The sequence below is a fragment of the Stenotrophomonas sp. GD04024 genome (genome assembly GCF_029837545.1).
Taxonomy (GTDB): Bacteria; Pseudomonadota; Gammaproteobacteria; order Xanthomonadales; family Xanthomonadaceae; genus Stenotrophomonas; species Stenotrophomonas forensis.
Map to the genome: position 1 here is coordinate 25,280 of NZ_JAOEDV010000015.1, position 17,199 is coordinate 42,478.

Here is a 17,199-nt window from a genome sequence, read left to right on the forward strand (position 1 = left end):
AACTGTTCATGCGGCCGTCATGAAGCCAAGGTAGGCAAAGCCTTGATTTCTCCGCATTTTCTTTGCAACTCATTGATATGAAAGAAGTTGCAAGGACTTCCTGAACGGGCGGCATGGACCGTCGCTTGCTTGGATGCGGGAACGTTTCGTTCAGGGAGCAGCAGGGAAAAGGGGCCGCTGGCAAGAAGACTCGCGCCTTGGGCAGGGGGCAGGGCGGGTAGACGGTCTCTGTCGCCACCCGGTACGAACAGTGATGCACTGCGCACTTGCCGGGTGCAGGAAAGGGTAGACCCCGCCGAAGCGGGGTCTACCCTGGCACGGCAGGGGGCCTTACTTCGCGCCGAAGTCGTACTGCGCCTGCACGTAGATCGCGCGCCCGTAGGCGTTGTACAGGGAGTTGTTGTACGGAACGTCGATGTTGCCGGCGTAGGAGTGCTGCTGATTGTCCGGCACCTTGTTGAACAGGTTGTTGACCATCAGCGAGAACGTCAGGTTGTCCATCGCGCGGTAGTTCACGCTCAGGTTGTACGTGGTGTACGAGCCCCACTTGCCGGCCTTGTAGCCGGAGGTCGGGTCAACGTAGTCGTAGCCCCGTCCCACGTAGGACATGTAGTTAGGCGTGCGGCCGATGTAGTTGAAGTACAGCGTGGTGGTGAACCTGTCGATTGCCCAGCCCACCGAGCCGTCGGCCCGGACCTTGGCATAGGAGTCGTACACCCACATCGCATACGGGTTGCCCAGCAGGTCCAGGAACGGGTCGTTGAGCTGCGGCTGCAGTTCACGCTTGAGCATGTTGGTGTAGTTGCTGGAGAACTGCAGCGAGCCGAAGCGGCCGATGTCCTGCACGTACTTGAAACTGGCGGTCACCGCTTCCAGGTTCTGCCGTGCCACGTTCAGCTTCGGCGTGTAGATTTCCTCCAGCGCGCCGGTGGCATCACGGGTAACCCAGTTGGCCACATCCTCGCAGGTGGCACCGGCGGTGTTGGACAGGCCGTTGCGGCAGTAGTACTCGGCCAGCAGCAACTGGTCGGAACTGAGGGTGTTGACCTCGTTCTTGATCTTCCAGTTGTAGTAGTCCAGCGACACTGACAGATTGCTGATCGGCGCCCAGACCAGGCCCGCGTTCCAGACGTCGGCAGTGATCGGCTTCAGCTCCGGATTGCCCGACTGGGTGCCGAACACCGACACGCTGCCGTAGCGGCAATCGACCGTGTTGGACGGATCGAAACCGAGCTGGCCGCAGCGGTAGTAATCCTTGGAGCCGTTGGCGTAGTAGCCGCTCTTGCCCTGGAAGGCGTCGGGCAGGGAGGGTGCGCGGAACGCGGTGCCGTACTTGCCGCGGACCAGCAGGCTTTCAAACGGACGGAACTCCAGGCCGATGCTGTAGGTCGGCTTGTCGACGGTATGCCCGGCAATCTTGAAGTTGTCGTAGCGACCGGAGGCGGTGACCGTCAGCATGTCATGCAGGGGCAGGCGCAGTTCGCTGGTGACGGCGTAGTTGCTGCGATGGCCGTTGCCGGCCACCGAGGTGGTACCGAATACCGTGCCGTCGGTCAGGCGTACATCCGGCGTGTAGTCCCAGCCTTCACTGCCGCCCTCGACAACCGCAGCGAAGCCGGCGTCGCCGCCGGGCAGCTTGAACAGCGAACTGTTGGTGAGCTGGGCGCGGGTCTGGGTCTGCCAGGTGCGGCTGCGGCTGGTGGTGAAACCGGTGAAGCTCTGGAAGGCGCCCTCCGGCAGCTTCGAATAGAAGGCACCCCAGTTCGGGTTGTAGATGTTGTAGCCGTCGTCGGTCTCACCCAGCACCGGGCCCAGCACGTTGTCGGCGAACCAGTTGTTGATCGGGTCGTTCCAGCGCGCGTAGCCACGCTCGTTCAGCTTGTACTCGCCGCGGGTGATGCTGGCCTCGTAGTCCCAGTTGCTGCCGATCGCACCGCGTGCGCCCAGCGTGACCTGGTAGGACTTGCTGCGGTCGGTATTCATGATGTCGCGGTAACCGCCACCGCCGATGTCTTCGGGGGCGAACACGCGCTGCAGGCCGAGATAGCGGCCACTGGACTGATCGAAGAACGGACCCATGCTGATGTCCGTGCCCCAGTAGTTGTAGCCGGAACCGGTGTTGTACTTGACGGTCTCGTAGCTGTAGAGCACATCGCCGAACAGCTGCAGGTTGTCATTTACATCGTAGGTCAGCGCCGAATAGAACTGGCTGCTTTCCTTGCTGTTCTTGATCGTCTTGTAGCCGGCGCCGAACGCTGAGCCGCAGGACTGGCCTGCCCGGCGCGTGCCTAGGATGGTGGTGCCATCGAACTGCCCGGCAACGCTGGCGCAGTTGCTCGGATCCATCATCAGGAAGTCATCGGTGTCAGCATCGAAGACCAGGAAGTCGTTCGAGGGCAGCTGGCGGGTATAGCCGCGCGGATTGTTCTGCTTGGTGATGTCGCGCTGGTAGCCCCAGATCGGGTTGGTCTTCTCGTACTGCACGTTGACCAGCGCGCGGAAGCGATCATCGCGGCTGTTGAAGCCATTTGCCCCGCTCACCCGGAAGCTGGCGCCGCCACCATCCGAATAGGCGCCGCCACGGACATTCAGCGTGCCGCCGTCCATGCGCTCCTTCAGGATGATGTTGACTACGCCGGCAATGGCGTCCGAACCGTACAGCGAGGACTGGCCGCCCGGCAGGACTTCGATGCGGTCGACGATATCGATCGGGATGCCGCTGATGTTGTTGAACGCGTCGCTGCCGTTGTACAGCGCCGGGTAGGACAACATCGGGCGGCCATTGATCAGGTACTTGGTGTAGCCCGGGTTGAGGCCGAACATCCCGGCCGCTTCGGCGCCCTGGGTGAACGATGCGGAGGTCTGGCCGCCCTGCAGGCCGCCAGTAGTGAGCGAGGACTGCTGCAGCACTTCGGCAACGCTGGAGAAGCCGCGCGCCTGGATCGCCTCGGCGCTGATGGTCAGCACCGGCGTCTGGTTTTCGATCTGGGTCTGCGGGATCAGCGAACCGGTGACGGTGACCCGGTCGAGGTTGGTGGCTGCACTCTTGCTGTCCTGCGCGAGCGCGCCGGTGCTGGCGCTGGCAAGGAACAGGCCGCTGAGCACGGCGCAGGTGAGCGGATGGCGTGGGAACAAGAAGCGACTGCGAGACATGCGATTACTCCGTGTGATCGTAAGAACGCGTTTCCCCTTCCCGGGGCTCGATTTATGTCCGGCCGCTCTGCAGGCATGCGGGGCGGTGTGCCTGAAACCTAACATGGGCTTAACTTGAAATGCGCAGATGTGTAACCGCATTTGACTGGCTTTGTCACAGTTCTGTAGATGTGTTCTTTGAAAACAACAATTTGCGGATGTTGTACTGTTTTGCTGAATCTGGCGAAATGAATGAATGCAAAATGATCGGTCATTAACAATCGGGACGCCCTTTCATTTTCTGACCGGTTTTCCCAGGCAAAAAAAAAGGCCCCGCCGAAGCGGGGCCTGGTCCAGACACGAAGTCCGGAAAACGACGGGATCAGAAGTTGTACTTGACCTGGGCCGAGATCTGGCGGCCGTAGACGCTGTAGAAGCCGTCATTGAACGGGGTCGATTCGTTACCCGGGTAGTTGTAGCGCTGGCCTTCCGGCAGCTTGTTGAACACGTTGTTGACCATCAGCGACAGCACCAGATCGTCCTGTGCCTGGTAGTTCATGCTCAGGTTGTAGGTGGTGTACGAACCCCACTTGCCTGCCTTGGCGCCGGAAGAGTGGACGTAGCCGTAGCTGCGGCCGGTGTAGGCCAGGTAGTTCGGGGTGCTGCCGACGTAGTTGGCATACACGGTGGTGGTGAACTTGGCGATGTTCCAGGCCACCGACAGATCGCCACGGACCTTGGCGAAGTTGTCGTAGTACCACATGTTGTACGGATCGCTCAGCAGATCGAGCTTGGCGGCGCCCGGCATCGGCTGCACTTCACGCTTGAGCATGTTGGTGTAGTTGCCGGAGAACATCAGCGAGCCGAAGCGGCCGATATCCTGCTGGTACTTCGCCGCCACGGTCACCGCTTCCAGGTTCTGGCTGGCAACGTTCAGCTTCGGCGTGTACACGCGGGTCAGGTTGCCACCGGCATCGCGGGACACCCAGTCGGTCACGTTCTGGCAGCTGGCCGAGGTGTTGTTCGGCAGGCCGTTGCGGCACTGGTACTCGGCCAGCAGCAGCTGGTCGGTGCTCAGGGTCTTGACCTCGTTCTTGATCTTCCAGTTGTAGTAGTCGGCCGACAGCGAGAAGTTGCTCACCGGGGCCCACACCACGCCTGCGCTCCACACGTCGGCGGTGATCGGCTTCAGGTCCGGGTTGCCGGACTTTTCGCTGTACACCGAGGTGGTCTTGTAGAAGGAGCAGGCCTCGTCACGCAGCGCGTAGCCCAGCTGGCTGCAACGGTAGTAATCGTTCTGGCCGGACGAGTACGAGCCGCTCATGCCCTGGAACGCATCGGACAGGGTCGGTGCACGGAAGGCGGTGCCGTACTTGCCGCGCAGCAGCAGGCTTTCGATCGGACGGAATTCCAGGCCGATGCTGTAGGTGGCCTTGTCGACGGTCTTGTCGGCAATCTTGAACGCGTCATAGCGGCCCGAGGCGCTGACGGTCAGCTTCTCGAACAGCGGCATGCGCAGTTCGCTGGTGACCGCGTAGTTGCTGCGGTGACCGGCGCCGGCGACGGCGGTGGTGCCCCACACGTTGCCATCGATGAAGGCCTGGTCCGGCGAGTAGTCCCAACCTTCGCTGCCACCTTCCAGGACGACGGCCAGGCCGGCGTCACCGCCCGGCAGGCTGAACAGCGAGCCGTTGGTCACCTGCACGCGACCCAGGTTCTGCCAGGTCTTGCTGCGGTGGGTGCCGTAGCCGGTGAAGCTGGCGAACTGGTCCGGGGTGATCGGCGAGTAGAACGCAGCGTAGTTCGGGTTGTAGATGCCGAACGTGGCGGTCGGGTCCTTCGGATCGGTGTAGGTGCCCAGGCGCGGGCCCAGCACGGTCTGGCCGAAGAAGTCCTCGATCTTGTCCTTGAAGCGCACGAAGCGGTTCTGGTCCAGGCGGTATTCGCCGCGGGTGAAGCTGGCGCTGTAATCCCAGTCGCCGACCATGCCCTTGCCGCCCAGGGTGACCTGGTAGGCGCGGCTCTCATCGGAGTTCAGGATGTTGTTGTAGTGGCCCGGGCCGATTTCTTCCGGTGCGAAGGCGCGCTGCAGGTTGACGACCTTGCCGATGCCCTGGTCATAGAAGCCACCCATGACCGACTTGGTGCCCCACCACAGGGCGCTGGAGCCGGAGGTGAACTCGGTCTTTTCCTTGCTGTACAGCACGTCGGCGAACAGCTGGAAGTTGTCGTTCACGTCGAAGGTCATCGACGAGTAGAACTGGCCGCTGTTCTTGCCGTTCTTCAGGGTCTTGTAGCCGGCGCTGTACACCGAACCGCAGGACTCGCCCGAGGTGCGCTTGCCGACAACGGTGGTGCCGTCGTACAGGCCTGCGACGTTGGCGCAGCGGCTCGGATCCATCATCAGCAGCTTGTTGTCTGCGTTGGTGATGACGGCGAAGTCGTTCGACGGCACCTGTGCGGTGTAGCCGACCGGGTTGTTCTGCTTGGTGATGTCACGCTGGTAGCCCCAGATCGGGCTGCCGTTTTCGATCTGCACGTTGACCAGCGCGTGGAAGCGGTCGTCGAACGCGTTGAAGCCCTTGGCTGCGCTGAAGCGGATGTTGCTGCCGCCGCCTTCGGTGTAGGTGCCGCCACGGACGGTCATCGTGCCGCCGTCCATGCGCTCCTTCAGGATGATGTTGACCACACCGGCGATGGCGTCCGAGCCGTACAGCGAGGACTGGCCACCCGGCAGCACTTCGATGCGCTCGACGATGTCGATCGGAATGCCGCTGATGTTGTTGAAGGTGTCGCTGCCGTTGTACAGCGCCGGATACGAGAGCATCGGGCGGCCGTTGATCAGGTACTTGGTGTAGCCCGGGTTCAGGCCGAACATGCCGGCTGCTTCGGCGCCCTGGGTGAACGAACCCGAGGTCTGGCCGCCCTGCAGGCCGCCGGTGGTCAGCGACGACTGCTGCAGCACTTCAGCAACGCTGCTGAAGCCGCGGGTCTGGATGTCTTCGGCGGTGATGGACATCACCGGGGTCTGGGTTTCAACCTGGGTCTGCGGGATCAGCGAACCGGTGACGGTGATCTTGTCCAGGTTGGTCGCCTTGTCCTGGGCCATTGCCGGGGCGGCGGCCATCAGAGCGGAAATCAGGGCGACGGCGAGCGTGTTGCGACGTGCGGTGTTGCTTACGTATTTCATGTAGTTCCAATAGAGAGCAGAAACAAAAATCGGCACTGCGCATGCGCCATCGTGCGTGCTGGAGACCAGCCCCGCAGCCCAAAACAGTGCTTCAGGAACGTAACATGAACTTAACAATCTGTGCACGAATCCGTAGCAATCCTGAATTTCAGTCAGGCTACGTCCAGCTTGTATGATGTTGGGTTATCCCCCCTGATTCCGCTGGTGCCCGTTGTGAACAGTTCTCTCCGCCGTCCCCATGCCAGCCAGGTCCAGAAGGGGCTGACGCCGCATGCCCGCATCCGCAACGTGATCGCGGTTGGTTCGGGCAAGGGCGGCGTCGGCAAGTCGACGACCGCGGTCAACCTGGCCGTTGCGCTGCAGCAGTTGGGTGCGCGTGTAGGCGTGCTGGATGCGGACATCTACGGTCCCAGCGTACCGGCCATGCTGGGCCTGTCCGGCCGTCCGGAAAGCCCTGACAACAAGAGCATCGAGCCGCTGCGCGCGTTCGGCGTGGATACCATGTCGATCGGCTACCTGATCGAAGAGGACACGCCAATGATCTGGCGTGGCCCGATGGCCACCTCGGCGATGACCCAGCTGTTCAACGACACCCTGTGGGATGACCTGGACTTCCTGCTGATCGACCTGCCGCCGGGCACCGGTGACATCCAGCTGACCCTGACCCAGAAGATCCCGCTGGCCGGTGCGGTGATCGTCACCACGCCGCAGGACATCGCCACGCTGGATGCGAAGAAGGCGCTGAAGATGTTCGAGAAGGTCGAAGTACCGGTGCTGGGCATCGTCGAGAACATGGCCGTGCATACCTGCAGCAACTGCGGGCACGTCGAGCACCTGTTCGGCGAAGGCGGTGGCGAGCGCATGGCGGCGCAATACGGCGTGCCGCTGCTGGGCTCGCTGCCGCTGCAGATCGGCATCCGCGAGCAGGGCGACGCCGGTACCCCGATCACCGTCGCCCAGCCCGATTCGGTGCCGGCCCAGGCCTATCGCCATGCCGCACAGCGCCTGGTCGAGGAAGTCGGCAAGCGCCCGCGCGCGTCGATCCCGATCCTGTCTTCGCTGCTGTAAGTGCCTGCGCAGGGGCCGCCGGCCACGCCCGGCCCCCTGCTAGAATCCTCGCGCCCCCTCGCATTCCCAGGACAAAGCATGAGCATCAAGAGTGACCGTTGGATCCGCCGCATGTCCGAGCAGCACGGCATGATCGAGCCGTTCGAGGCCGGGCAGGTCAAGCAGGCCAACGGCGAGCGCATCGTCAGCTATGGCACGTCCAGCTATGGCTACGACGTGCGCTGCTCGCGCGAGTTCAAGGTGTTCACCAACATCAACTCGACGATTGTTGACCCCAAGCACTTCGACCCGGGCAGCTTCGTGGATATCGTCGGCGACGAGTGCATCATCCCGCCGAACAGCTTCGCGCTGGCCAGGACCGTCGAGTACTTCCGCATCCCGCGCGACACCCTGGTGGTGTGCCTGGGCAAGAGCACCTACGCGCGCTGCGGCATCATCGTCAACGTGACCCCGCTGGAGCCGGAATGGGAAGGCCACGTGACCCTGGAATTCAGCAACACCACGCCGTTGCCGGCGCGCATCTACGCCAACGAGGGCGTGGCCCAGATGCTGTTCTTCCAGGCGGCATCCGATGACGTCTGCGAAACGTCGTACAAGGATCGTGGCGGCAAGTACCAGGGCCAGACCGGCGTGACCCTGCCGCGGACCTGATGACGGTGGGCCGTTTGTGGAGCCGAGCCATGCTCGGCTCTACATGAAAGAAGGCGGCGCAATGCGCCGCCTTCGTCATTTTCCGCGACCGAACAGCATGGCGATGCCGACGCCCACCAGCGCCACCGGCCACCAGGTCAGCAGCAGCTTGGACAGGTTCAGGTGCGTCCAGCCGAGGTTGCTGGCAAGCATGAACAGGCCGATCAGGATCAGCAGGATGGCGGCAACGAGGTTGAATCGCATCGGGTCGGCGAAGGCTCAGGAGTGGGCCGGATATCCTAGCCGGTCCTTCCAGTAGGCGACATGCTGGTCCAGTGCCGACGGCTCGTAGCGGTGTGCCGGGCCGCTGCCCCAGACCGGGCCCGGCCAGGCCGGATCGCCGTCATGGCGGCCGATCACGTGGAAATGCAGCTGGCGCACGATGTTGCCCAGCGCGCCGATGTTGATCTTCTCCACGCCGTCGGCGCCCTTCAGGGCCTTGCAGGCGCGGTTGAGCTCGGTGCGCAGCTTGTCCTGCTGCTCGCCGTCCAGCTCGATCCACTCGGTCACCCCGGCCAGGCGCGGTACCAGCACCAGCCAGGGGAATCGTTCGTCGTTCATCAGCCGCACTTGCGACAACGGTCCTTCGGCCACCAGCACGCTATCGGTGGCCAGGCGTGAATCGAGTTCGAATTCGCTCATCCAAGATGCTCCGAGAAGAAGTCCAGGGTGCGTTGCAGCGCCAGGGCGGCGCTGTCTGGATCATACGCATGTCCGACCTCGCGGTTGAAGGCATGATCGGCCGGATAGACGAAGGTGGCCATCTGCGGCAGCTTCTCGCGGTGGGCCTGGACCGCCTCCGGCGGGATGCTCTTGTCCTGGGCACCGAAGTGAAAGATCACCGGGGCCTTGGGCGTCTCATCGAGGAACTGCACGTTGCGCGCACCGTAGTAGCTGACCGAGGGCAGACCCAGGCGCACTGCCGACAGCATCGCCACGGTACCGCCCCAGCAGTAGCCGACCGTGCCGACCTTGCCGTAGGGAGCAAGCCGGGTTGCCGCGGCGCGGACCACTTCCAGTGCCTTCTCCATGCCCAGCGCGGTAACCCGTTCCAGGCCGACCTTCACGCCCTCGGGGCTGTAGGGGAGGGCGTCGGGGTCGGCATCGGGGCCGTCGACCAGGTCGAAGAACGACGGCGCCAGCACCGCGTAGCCCTCGGCGGCGAAGCGCTCGGCCACGCTGCGGATGTGCGGGTTGGCGCCGAAGATTTCCTGCACCACCACCAGCCCGCCACGCGGGGTGCCTTCCGGCAGGGCCTGCCAGGCCCGTACCGGGCCGTGATGGGTATCCAGGGTGATCCACTCGGCCATCGTCATCTTCCTCGTTGCAGGGAACAGGACTGCATTGTCGGCGCTGCGCGGGTTAGCGGCGTGTCAGCGGCTGTGCGGGATCGGGCGGCTGGCCGTTCAGAGCGAGGTCGCCAAGCGCGATGCTGGAAGCGGCATCGGCGGCAGTGACTTCCCATGACACTCAGAACTTGCGAAACCCCGCATGGACCAGCGCCTTGCCAAGGATGCTGACCTTGCCGGGCTCGGGGCGATAGGGCGGGAAGTCTGTATTCACGCTCACCACGTAGAGGCCATCGCCCCGCTTCTGCAGCATCTTGATCTGCGTTTCGCCGCCAAGGGTGATGAGGTAGTAATCGTCACCGTCAAAGTGATCGAAGCTGGTATCGATCCAGACGATGTCGCCATCTTCCAATTTTGGCCGCATCGAGGGGCCGCGACCGGTGATGATCTGGATGCGTCCAGGCGGTGGCAGGAAGCCCAGCTTCCGTCGCACTTCCCATTCGGCAACCTCGATCGTTCTCATGACCTCGGGTGTGTCGTAGTTGGCACCCGTGTCTGCTTCCAGGACGTTGAAACGAACGTATCCCGGAGACGGTTCCATCTCGCCAATCGCCGGCTTGCCATCTGCAATGGAGCCTGTGGGCAGCATCGTGCCGTTACCGGTAGCAAGCCAGGATTCACTGACACCCAGCACCTTGGCCGCCGCCAAGAGGTTCGCGCCACGCAGAAATTTTGCCTTTCCACTGAACCAGTTGTGGACGCTCGGTGCGGAAACGCCGACCTCTCGAGCCAAATGGGCCTGGGTGATCTGGGCATGTCCGAGTGCACGGACCAAACGTTCAGAAAGAGTGCTCATTAGGAAAGACTAATTCTTAACTAATTAGGAGTAGCTATTGACGAGAAAATTAGATGTGTCTAATTTTCGGGTTATGAAAAATCCTAGTGCTTCTACCGTCATCGATCGCCTGGGAGGGACCGGCAGCGTGGCCCGCCTATGCGAGGTGAGCTCCGCTTCCGTGAGCCAATGGCGCTTGAATGGCATACCGCCTGCAAGGCGACAGTTCCTGCAATTGTTGAGGCCCGAAGCCTTCCGCGAAGAAGACGATGGTGACCGTCGTTCCATACCGCCGGACGACGCGTGGTACACGCTCAGGCGGTAGGGTGCCGAACGGGCAGGGAATCAGCCCTCGTGTCGTTCAGAGGTGGCACAACAACCCCGGTATACTGGCGCCCTTTCAGGCCCCGGCCCCCAGGAACCCCTGCCACGCCGGCAGGGGCCCAGGCCCCCAGAGTCCCGCGATTCCATGTCCCAGCTGAACCCCAAAGTCGGCTTCGTCAGCCTTGGCTGCCCGAAGGCCCTCGTCGATTCCGAGCGCATCCTCACCCAGCTCCGCTCGGAGGGCTACGACATCGTCCCGTCCTACGATTCGGCCGACGTGGTGGTGGTCAACACCTGCGGCTTCATCGATTCGGCAGTGACCGAGTCGCTGGACGCGATCGGCGAGGCGATGAACCAGAACGGCAAGGTCATCGTCACCGGCTGCCTGGGCAAGCGCCCGGAGCAGATCCGCGAGGCGTACCCGAACGTGCTGGCGGTGTCCGGCCCGCAGGACTACCAGAGCGTGATGGAAGCGGTGCACGAAGCGCTGCCGCCCAAGCACGATCCGTTCGTGGACCTGGTGCCCGACTATGGCATCAAGCTGACCCCGCGCCACTATGCCTACCTGAAGATTTCCGAGGGCTGCAACCACAAGTGCAGCTTCTGCATCATCCCGTCGATGCGCGGCAAGCTGGTCTCGCGCCCGGTCGACGAGGTGCTGCGCGAAGCCGAGCGCCTGGTGCGTGGCGGCGTGCGTGAACTGCTGGTGGTGTCGCAGGACACCTCGGCCTACGGCGTGGACGTGAAGTACGCCGAGAAGATGTGGCGCGACAAGGCCTACCAGACCCGCCTGAAGGCGCTGTGCGAAGGCCTGTCCGAGCTGGATGCGTGGGTGCGCATGCACTACGTCTACCCGTATCCGCACGTGGACGAAGTCGTGCCGCTGATGGCCGAGAACCGCATCCTGCCGTACCTGGACATCCCGTTCCAGCACGCCAGCCCGCGCATCCTGCGCCTGATGAAGCGTCCGGGCGCGGTCGAGAAGACCCTTGAGCGCGTGCAGAACTGGCGCCGCATCGCGCCGGACATCACCGTGCGTTCGACCTTCATCGTCGGCTTCCCGGGCGAGACCGAGGCCGAGTTCGAAGAGCTGCTGTCGTTCCTCGACGAAGCACAGCTGGACCGCGTGGGTGCGTTCGCCTACTCGCCGGTCGAGGGGGCCACTGCCAACGATCTGCCCGACGCCGTGCCAGAGGAAGTGAAGCAGGAACGCCTGGCCCGCTTCATGGAGAAGCAGGCGCAGATTTCCGCCGCGCGCCTGGAAGCCAAGATCGGCACGGTGCAGCAGTGCCTGGTCGATGCCATCGAAGGCGACATCGCCGTGGCCCGTTCCAAGGCCGATGCGCCGGAGATCGACGGCCTGGTGCACATCCAGAACGCCGACCAGGTGCCGCTGCGCGTAGGCGAGTTCGTCGATGTGGAGATCACCGAGAGCGACGAGCACGACCTGTACGGTGATGCGCTGGCGGCCGCCACCCGCCCGGCGTTCGATCTCAAGATGTTGTGACCGCCGCCGCCGGTGGCAACGGCGGTCCCCGGCGCTTCGTGCCGCCGCCGCGTGCGGCGGTCGATCCGCAGGCATTCAGGCATCCGCTGTTTGGCGGGCTGCATGACTTCCGTGATCTGCTGGACGGCACTGCATGGCCGCCCATCGCTGCGCTTGATGCGCGGCTGGAATTGCCCGGCAAACGCCTGGTTGAACAGGATGCCGCGTTGCTGGCCGACGGTCTGCACTACGAGGTGCGTATCGCGCAGGGGCGCATCGCCACCCGCGCCGACAACTGGCATGACCTGTTCAATGCACTGGTGTGGGCCCGTTTCCCGCAGCTCAAGCAGGCACTCAACGCGCAGCAATGCCGGCATATCGAGACAATGCCGCCGGGCCAGCGCAACCGCGCGCAGGCAGCACTGACCCAGTTCGATGAAACCGGCGTGATCGTGCGTGTGTGCGATGACACGTTGCTTGCGGCATGGGATGGGCATGACTGGCCTGCATTGTTCGAGCCAACACGCTGGCACAGCGGTGACATGGCCATCGCTGCGGTATTCGGCCATGCGCTGATGGAACAGGCACTGCTGCCGGGCCGCCTGCTGGTGGGCAAGTGCGTGGTGGTGCAGGGGGATGATGATGATCGCTGCATCGCCGAGGTGGCCGCGGCCATCGGCGAGGGCAGGGCGATCACCGATCCAGCGCAGCTGCGGCCGCTGCCGTTGGCGGGCATTCCCGACTGGCATGAAAGGCAGGATGCCGCCTTCTACGCCGACGCCGACTACTTCCGTCCGCTGCGTGCCGGCCGCGCGTACCCGCCGCCGTTGCACGCGGCCCAGTAGAGTCGAGCTCGCTCGACTGCCCCGTTGCGTAGCGTCGAGCTTGCTCGACTGGCTGCAGGTGTAGTCGAGCAAGCTCGACTCTACAACGGCAACGCAGTCGAGCATGGCTCGACTCTACAACGGTGCGTATTCCACCCCGATCACCGCGAAGGTGAACTGCCCGCCGGGCAGCTCCACCGAAAATTCATCATCCAGCCGCTTTTTCAGCAGCGCCCGCGCCAGCGGCGAATCGATGCTGATCCAGCCCAGGCCGGCGTCGGTCTCGTCTGGGCCGACGATGCGATAGCGGCTGGTGTCGCCGCTGTCGACATTCTCCAGCTCCACCCAGGCGCCGAAGAACACCGCCTGCGGATCGGTCGGGGTGGTGTCGACCACGCGCAACGCTTCCAGCCGCTTGGTCAGGTAGCGCACGCGGCGGTCGATCTCGCCCAGCTGCTTCTTGCGGTAGGTGTACTCGGCGTTTTCCGAGCGGTCGCCTTCTGCAGCGGCTGCCGCCAGTGCCTTGACCACCTCCGGCCGTCGCACCCGCCATAGCTCGTCCAGTTCGGCCTTCAGCCGGGCGTGGCCGGCGGCGGTGATCAGCGCGGTGCTCTTTTCTGCGGGGGGACGCCAGCGGGACATGCAGTACGACTTCTCTTGCGATGGGGAACGGGCGCGTCGCACCAGGCCTGGCGCGACGCGCGGAAACAGCAGGTGATCCTCAGCGCTTGCCGCCGAAGATGCCGCCCAGGATGCCACGCACGATCTGGTTGCCCAGCTTGGTGCCGACGGTGCGCGTGGTCTGCTTGGCCATGGTCTCGATCATGCCCTGGCGGCGCTTGGTGCCGAAGATCGCATCCCTGATCGACTGGCCGAAGCCTCCTTCCTGCGCCTCGTCCTGCTCGCGGCTGCGTGCGGCAGGGGCCTGCGCCTGCTCGGTCGCCTTCTGCGCGCGCTGCGCCAGCAGCTCCGCTGCCGACTCACGGTTGATCGCGGTGTCGTAGCGGCTGCCGACCGGGCTGCCGGCGCGCACCTGGGCGCGTTCGGCGTCGGTGATCGGCCCCATCCGGCAGCGCGGCGGCGCGATCATCGTCTGCTGCACCGGCATCGGTATGCCCTTGTCCTGCAGCGTGGAGACCAGCGCTTCACCGGTACCAAGCTGGCTGAGCACCTTGGCCACGTCCAGTTTGGGATTGGGTACGAAGGTTTCGGCCGCGGTCTTCACCGCCTTCTGGTCACGCGGGGTGAACGCACGCAGCGCGTGCTGCACCCGGTTGCCGAGCTGGCCGAGGATGTTGCCCGGCACGTCATCGGGGAACTGCGAGCAGAAATACACGCCCACGCCCTTGGAACGGATCAGGCGCACGACCTGCTCGATGCGCTGCACCAGCGACGGCGGCGCATCGTCGAACAGCAGGTGCGCCTCGTCGAAGATGAAGACCAGCTTCGGCTTGTCCAGGTCGCCCACTTCCGGCAGCTGCTCGAACAGTTCCGACAACAGCCACAGCAGGAAGGTGGAATACAGCTTGGGCTTGAGCACCAGCTGGTCGGCGGCGAGGATGCCGATCATGCCGCGGCCGTCGTGATTGACCCGCATGATGTCGGCCAGCTCCAGCGCCGGTTCGCCGAAGAAGTGCTCGCCGCCATCCTGGGCCAAGCGCAGCACCGAGCGCTGGATCGCGGCGATCGACTGTGCGCTGACCAGCCCGTATTCGGTGGAAATGTCCTTGCGTTCCTCGGCCACCAGGCCGAGCAGGGCACGCAGGTCGTCCATGTCCAGCAGCAGCAGGCCACGGTCGTCGGCCAGCTTGAACACGATGTCGAGCACGCCGGCCTGGGTGTCGTTCAATTCGAGGATGCGCGACAGCAGGGTCGGGCCCATTTCGCTGACGGTGGTGCGCACCGGATGGCCGAGCTTGCCGTAGAGATCCCAGAAAATGGTCGGGCTGGCGGCCGGGGCATAGTCGGCCACGCCGATCTCTGCGGCACGCTGCAGCAGGTTTTCGGCACCGGTGCCGGGCACGGCCAGGCCGGATACATCGCCCTTCACATCGGCCAGGAACACCGGCACTCCCAGCCGCGAGAAGCCTTCGGCCAGGGTCATCAGGGTCACCGTCTTGCCGGTGCCGGTGGCGCCGGCCACCAGACCGTGGCGGTTGCCGAGTTTCGGCAGCAGGGTGACGGCAATATCGTCGGTAATGCCTTTGCCGAGCAGAATCGGATCCATGGTCCAGCCCTTAGTAGTGAATAGCCCAATGTTAACGGGCAGGGATGACGGTCCGAAGGTCCGGCTTGCCCCGACCTTGGCGGCGCCGCTACTCTGCCTGCCTGTTTCGCACACAGTGCCATCAATGCCCGTTTCTGTCCTGATTTCCCGCGGTTGGCCGCTGCTGGCCCTGGCCGGCCTGGTTTCCCTGGCGCCTGACGCCCATGCGCAACGGGTCTCGGCCCGGGACAAGGTGAAGGTCGATGCGCTGCAGCAGCGCATGACAGCCGCCGAGAAGCGCTACAGCGACGCGCTGCTGCTGGTCGCCAATGCCGACCCCAAGGGCAGAAACGAGGCCGACGCCGCGCTGGAGGACATGGAAGATGTCCTCAACGACTGCGTGAAGCAGAAGGGCTGCCAGATGGGCACGCTGCTGGCCAGCTACAAGCGCCTGCTCAAACATGACGCCGATGCGGCGGCCAGCGATGACGTGGCCGATGAGGGCGGCGACCGCCTGGAAGCCGACCCCGACCATATCGGTCCGCTCACCGCAGACGTACCCGAGGCGGCCCGCGCCGCCGCACTGCTGAACGACAAGCGGCACGCCTTCGACACGATGGTCGAGTACAACCCGGCGGTACAGGCCGGCATCCGCCGCTGGCTGACCGACATGCGCCCGGCGCTGCTGACCAGTTACGAGAACTACCAGAACCTGCGCGCGGTGATGTGGCCGGAGTGGGAAAAGCGCGGGCTGCCCGAGGCGCTGCTGTTCGGCATCATGGCCAAGGAATCCAACGGCCGCGTGCATGCCTCCTCGCGCGCGGGTGCCGCCGGCCTGATGCAGTTCATGCCGGCCACCGGCCGACGCTTCGGCCTGGGCCCGGACGGCACCGGTTTCGACACGCGCTTCGATGCGCGCAGCGCTGCCGAAGCCAGTGCCAGTTACCTCAACGAGCGCCTGCGCGAGCTCAACAACAACGTGGAAATGTCGGTGGCCGCCTATAACGGTGGCGAAGGCCGCGCCGCGCGGGTGTTCAAGCAGAGCGGCGGCCAGAGTTTCTGGACCGACAGCGTCTACAACCAGTTCCCCGGCGAGACCAAGGACTATGTGCCGATGGTGATCGCGGCGGCCTGGATCTTCCTGCACCCGCAGCAGTACGGCGTGGAGTTCCCGAAGATCAGCGCGCAGCCGGCCACGCTGCGGCTGGCCAAGTCCACCACCATCTACGAACTGACCATCTGCCTGGGCAGCCACGGCACCCGCGATGGCTACATGCGCGCGCTGCGCAATCTCAATCCGCGCTATGAAGCCGATGGCTGGATTCCGGCCGGCACGCTGATCAACGCCACTACCCGCATCGCCGGCCTGTACCAGCGCAACTGCGTCAGTGGCCCGCGTGCGGACCTGGCCCGCACCCTGATCACCGCCGACCTGAACGCGGCGATCAAGCGCCCGACCGCGGCCAGCTACACCGGCAGCGTGGCGGTGGGTGGTGTGGTGCCGGTGGCCGATGCCGCAGCCTCGACCAGCGTGCCGACGACACCCGTGGCGGCGGTGGCGACCCCGCGCCCGGCGCCCGCCCGGGCAAAGCCGGTGCGCAGCCACAAGGTAGGCAAGGGCGAGACCCTGGGCGCCATCGCGGCGAAGTTCCAGTGCGACGTGCCGACCCTGGCCCGCGCCAACGGCCTGAAAGCCCCCGCCTACAGCCTGCGCCACGGCCAGACGCTGAAGCTGCAGGGCTGCGACAAGTAATCCCACGACCCCTGGAACCCGCATGGACCTCGAAGACACCCGCAACCTGTTCGCCAACCTCCGCGAGAACACTGACTGGGACATCAGCGGCCCGTTGCTGTGGGGCTATTTCTTCGTTCACTCGACCGCCGAGCCGCTGCAGGCCCTGGCCGACCACCTGCAGGCGCAGGGCTACAACTTCGTCGAACTGTTCGAGCAGGAGCCGGAAGAAGGCGACGCGCCGTTCCATGTGCTGCACGTGGAGCGCGTGGAGATCCACGACGAAGCTTCGCTGGACCGCCGCAACCAGGAATTCGCGGCCCTGGCCACCGAAAAGGGCGTGGAAGACTACGACGGCATGGACGTCGGCCCGGCCCCGGCCCTGCAGTAACGCGCGTACGGTAGTGCCGGCCGCTGGCCGGC

General features: G+C 64.4%; 14 protein-coding genes. 6 read left to right on the top strand and 8 right to left on the bottom strand.

Annotated features, from left to right (window positions below; all coding sequences use genetic code 11):
- Positions 1-330: 330 nt before the first annotated feature.
- Together N7590_RS07210 and N7590_RS07215 are read right to left on the bottom strand one after the other, a co-directional pair.
- Positions 331-3,153 carry a TonB-dependent receptor gene (locus N7590_RS07210; RefSeq protein WP_053509380.1) on the bottom strand — a complete coding sequence of 941 codons (2,823 nt, stop codon included), beginning with the start codon at positions 3,151-3,153 and terminating at the stop codon, positions 331-333.
- A 361-nt stretch (positions 3,154-3,514) separates the two neighbouring features.
- Complete coding sequence (locus N7590_RS07215) at positions 3,515-6,322, bottom strand: TonB-dependent receptor (protein ID WP_053509382.1); 2,808 nt, start codon at positions 6,320-6,322, stop codon at positions 3,515-3,517.
- Positions 6,323-6,535: 213 nt separating this feature from the next.
- Here N7590_RS07215 and apbC point away from each other — a divergent pair, with 213 nt between their 5' ends.
- The gene (apbC, locus tag N7590_RS07220) at positions 6,536-7,390 is read left to right on the top strand and encodes an iron-sulfur cluster carrier protein ApbC (RefSeq protein WP_006459367.1); all 855 of its coding nucleotides are present in this window, start codon (positions 6,536-6,538) and stop codon (positions 7,388-7,390) included.
- Positions 7,391-7,468: 78 nt separating this feature from the next.
- Entirely contained in the window at positions 7,469-8,041 is a 573-nt protein-coding gene (gene dcd / locus N7590_RS07225) for a dCTP deaminase (protein WP_006459366.1), read from the top strand.
- A gap of 75 nt (positions 8,042-8,116) precedes the next feature.
- Here the strand turns inward: dcd and N7590_RS07230 are convergent, their stop codons facing one another.
- The 4 genes from N7590_RS07230 to N7590_RS07245 form a co-directional block, all read right to left on the bottom strand.
- On the bottom strand, positions 8,117-8,284 hold the full coding sequence (locus N7590_RS07230) for a DUF5668 domain-containing protein (RefSeq protein ID WP_005410498.1): 168 nt from the start codon (positions 8,282-8,284) through the stop codon (positions 8,117-8,119).
- A gap of 15 nt (positions 8,285-8,299) precedes the next feature.
- Positions 8,300-8,722: an HIT family protein gene (locus tag N7590_RS07235; RefSeq protein ID WP_006459301.1), complete on the bottom strand. Its 423-nt coding sequence runs from the start codon at positions 8,720-8,722 to the stop codon at positions 8,300-8,302.
- The gene (locus tag N7590_RS07240) at positions 8,719-9,390 is read right to left on the bottom strand and encodes a dienelactone hydrolase family protein (RefSeq protein ID WP_053509384.1); all 672 of its coding nucleotides are present in this window, start codon (positions 9,388-9,390) and stop codon (positions 8,719-8,721) included. Before N7590_RS07240 ends, N7590_RS07235 begins: the two co-directional genes overlap by 4 nt.
- Before the next feature lie 160 nt (positions 9,391-9,550).
- Positions 9,551-10,225 carry a S24 family peptidase gene (locus N7590_RS07245; RefSeq protein WP_164241467.1) on the bottom strand — a complete coding sequence of 225 codons (675 nt, stop codon included), beginning with the start codon at positions 10,223-10,225 and terminating at the stop codon, positions 9,551-9,553.
- Between the two features lie 448 nt (positions 10,226-10,673).
- On the opposite strand from N7590_RS07245, the gene rimO reads away from it, so the two are divergent.
- Together rimO and N7590_RS07255 are read left to right on the top strand one after the other, a co-directional pair.
- Positions 10,674-12,035: a 30S ribosomal protein S12 methylthiotransferase RimO gene (gene rimO / locus N7590_RS07250; protein WP_006459296.1), complete on the top strand. Its 1,362-nt coding sequence runs from the start codon at positions 10,674-10,676 to the stop codon at positions 12,033-12,035.
- Entirely contained in the window at positions 12,032-12,859 is an 828-nt protein-coding gene (locus N7590_RS07255; protein WP_164241468.1) for a DUF3025 domain-containing protein, read from the top strand. The genes rimO and N7590_RS07255 overlap by 4 nt, the downstream gene beginning before the upstream one ends.
- Positions 12,860-12,973: 114 nt before the next feature.
- Here N7590_RS07255 and greB read toward each other — a convergent pair whose 3' ends face one another.
- Together greB and N7590_RS07265 are read right to left on the bottom strand one after the other, a co-directional pair.
- On the bottom strand, positions 12,974-13,480 hold the full coding sequence (gene greB / locus N7590_RS07260) for a transcription elongation factor GreB (RefSeq protein ID WP_049458814.1): 507 nt from the start codon (positions 13,478-13,480) through the stop codon (positions 12,974-12,976).
- A 79-nt stretch (positions 13,481-13,559) separates the two neighbouring features.
- On the bottom strand, positions 13,560-15,065 hold the full coding sequence (locus N7590_RS07265; protein ID WP_053509390.1) for a helicase HerA-like domain-containing protein: 1,506 nt from the start codon (positions 15,063-15,065) through the stop codon (positions 13,560-13,562).
- A 124-nt stretch (positions 15,066-15,189) separates the two neighbouring features.
- Between N7590_RS07265 and N7590_RS07270 the strand changes: the two genes are divergently transcribed.
- Together N7590_RS07270 and N7590_RS07275 are read left to right on the top strand one after the other, a co-directional pair.
- A complete protein-coding gene (locus tag N7590_RS07270; protein WP_279935280.1) occupies positions 15,190-16,797 on the top strand; it encodes a transglycosylase SLT domain-containing protein in 1,608 nt (535 codons plus the stop codon).
- A gap of 22 nt (positions 16,798-16,819) precedes the next feature.
- The gene (locus N7590_RS07275; RefSeq protein WP_053509394.1) at positions 16,820-17,167 is read left to right on the top strand and encodes a ribonuclease E inhibitor RraB; all 348 of its coding nucleotides are present in this window, start codon (positions 16,820-16,822) and stop codon (positions 17,165-17,167) included.
- Positions 17,168-17,199: the final 32 nt, after the last annotated feature.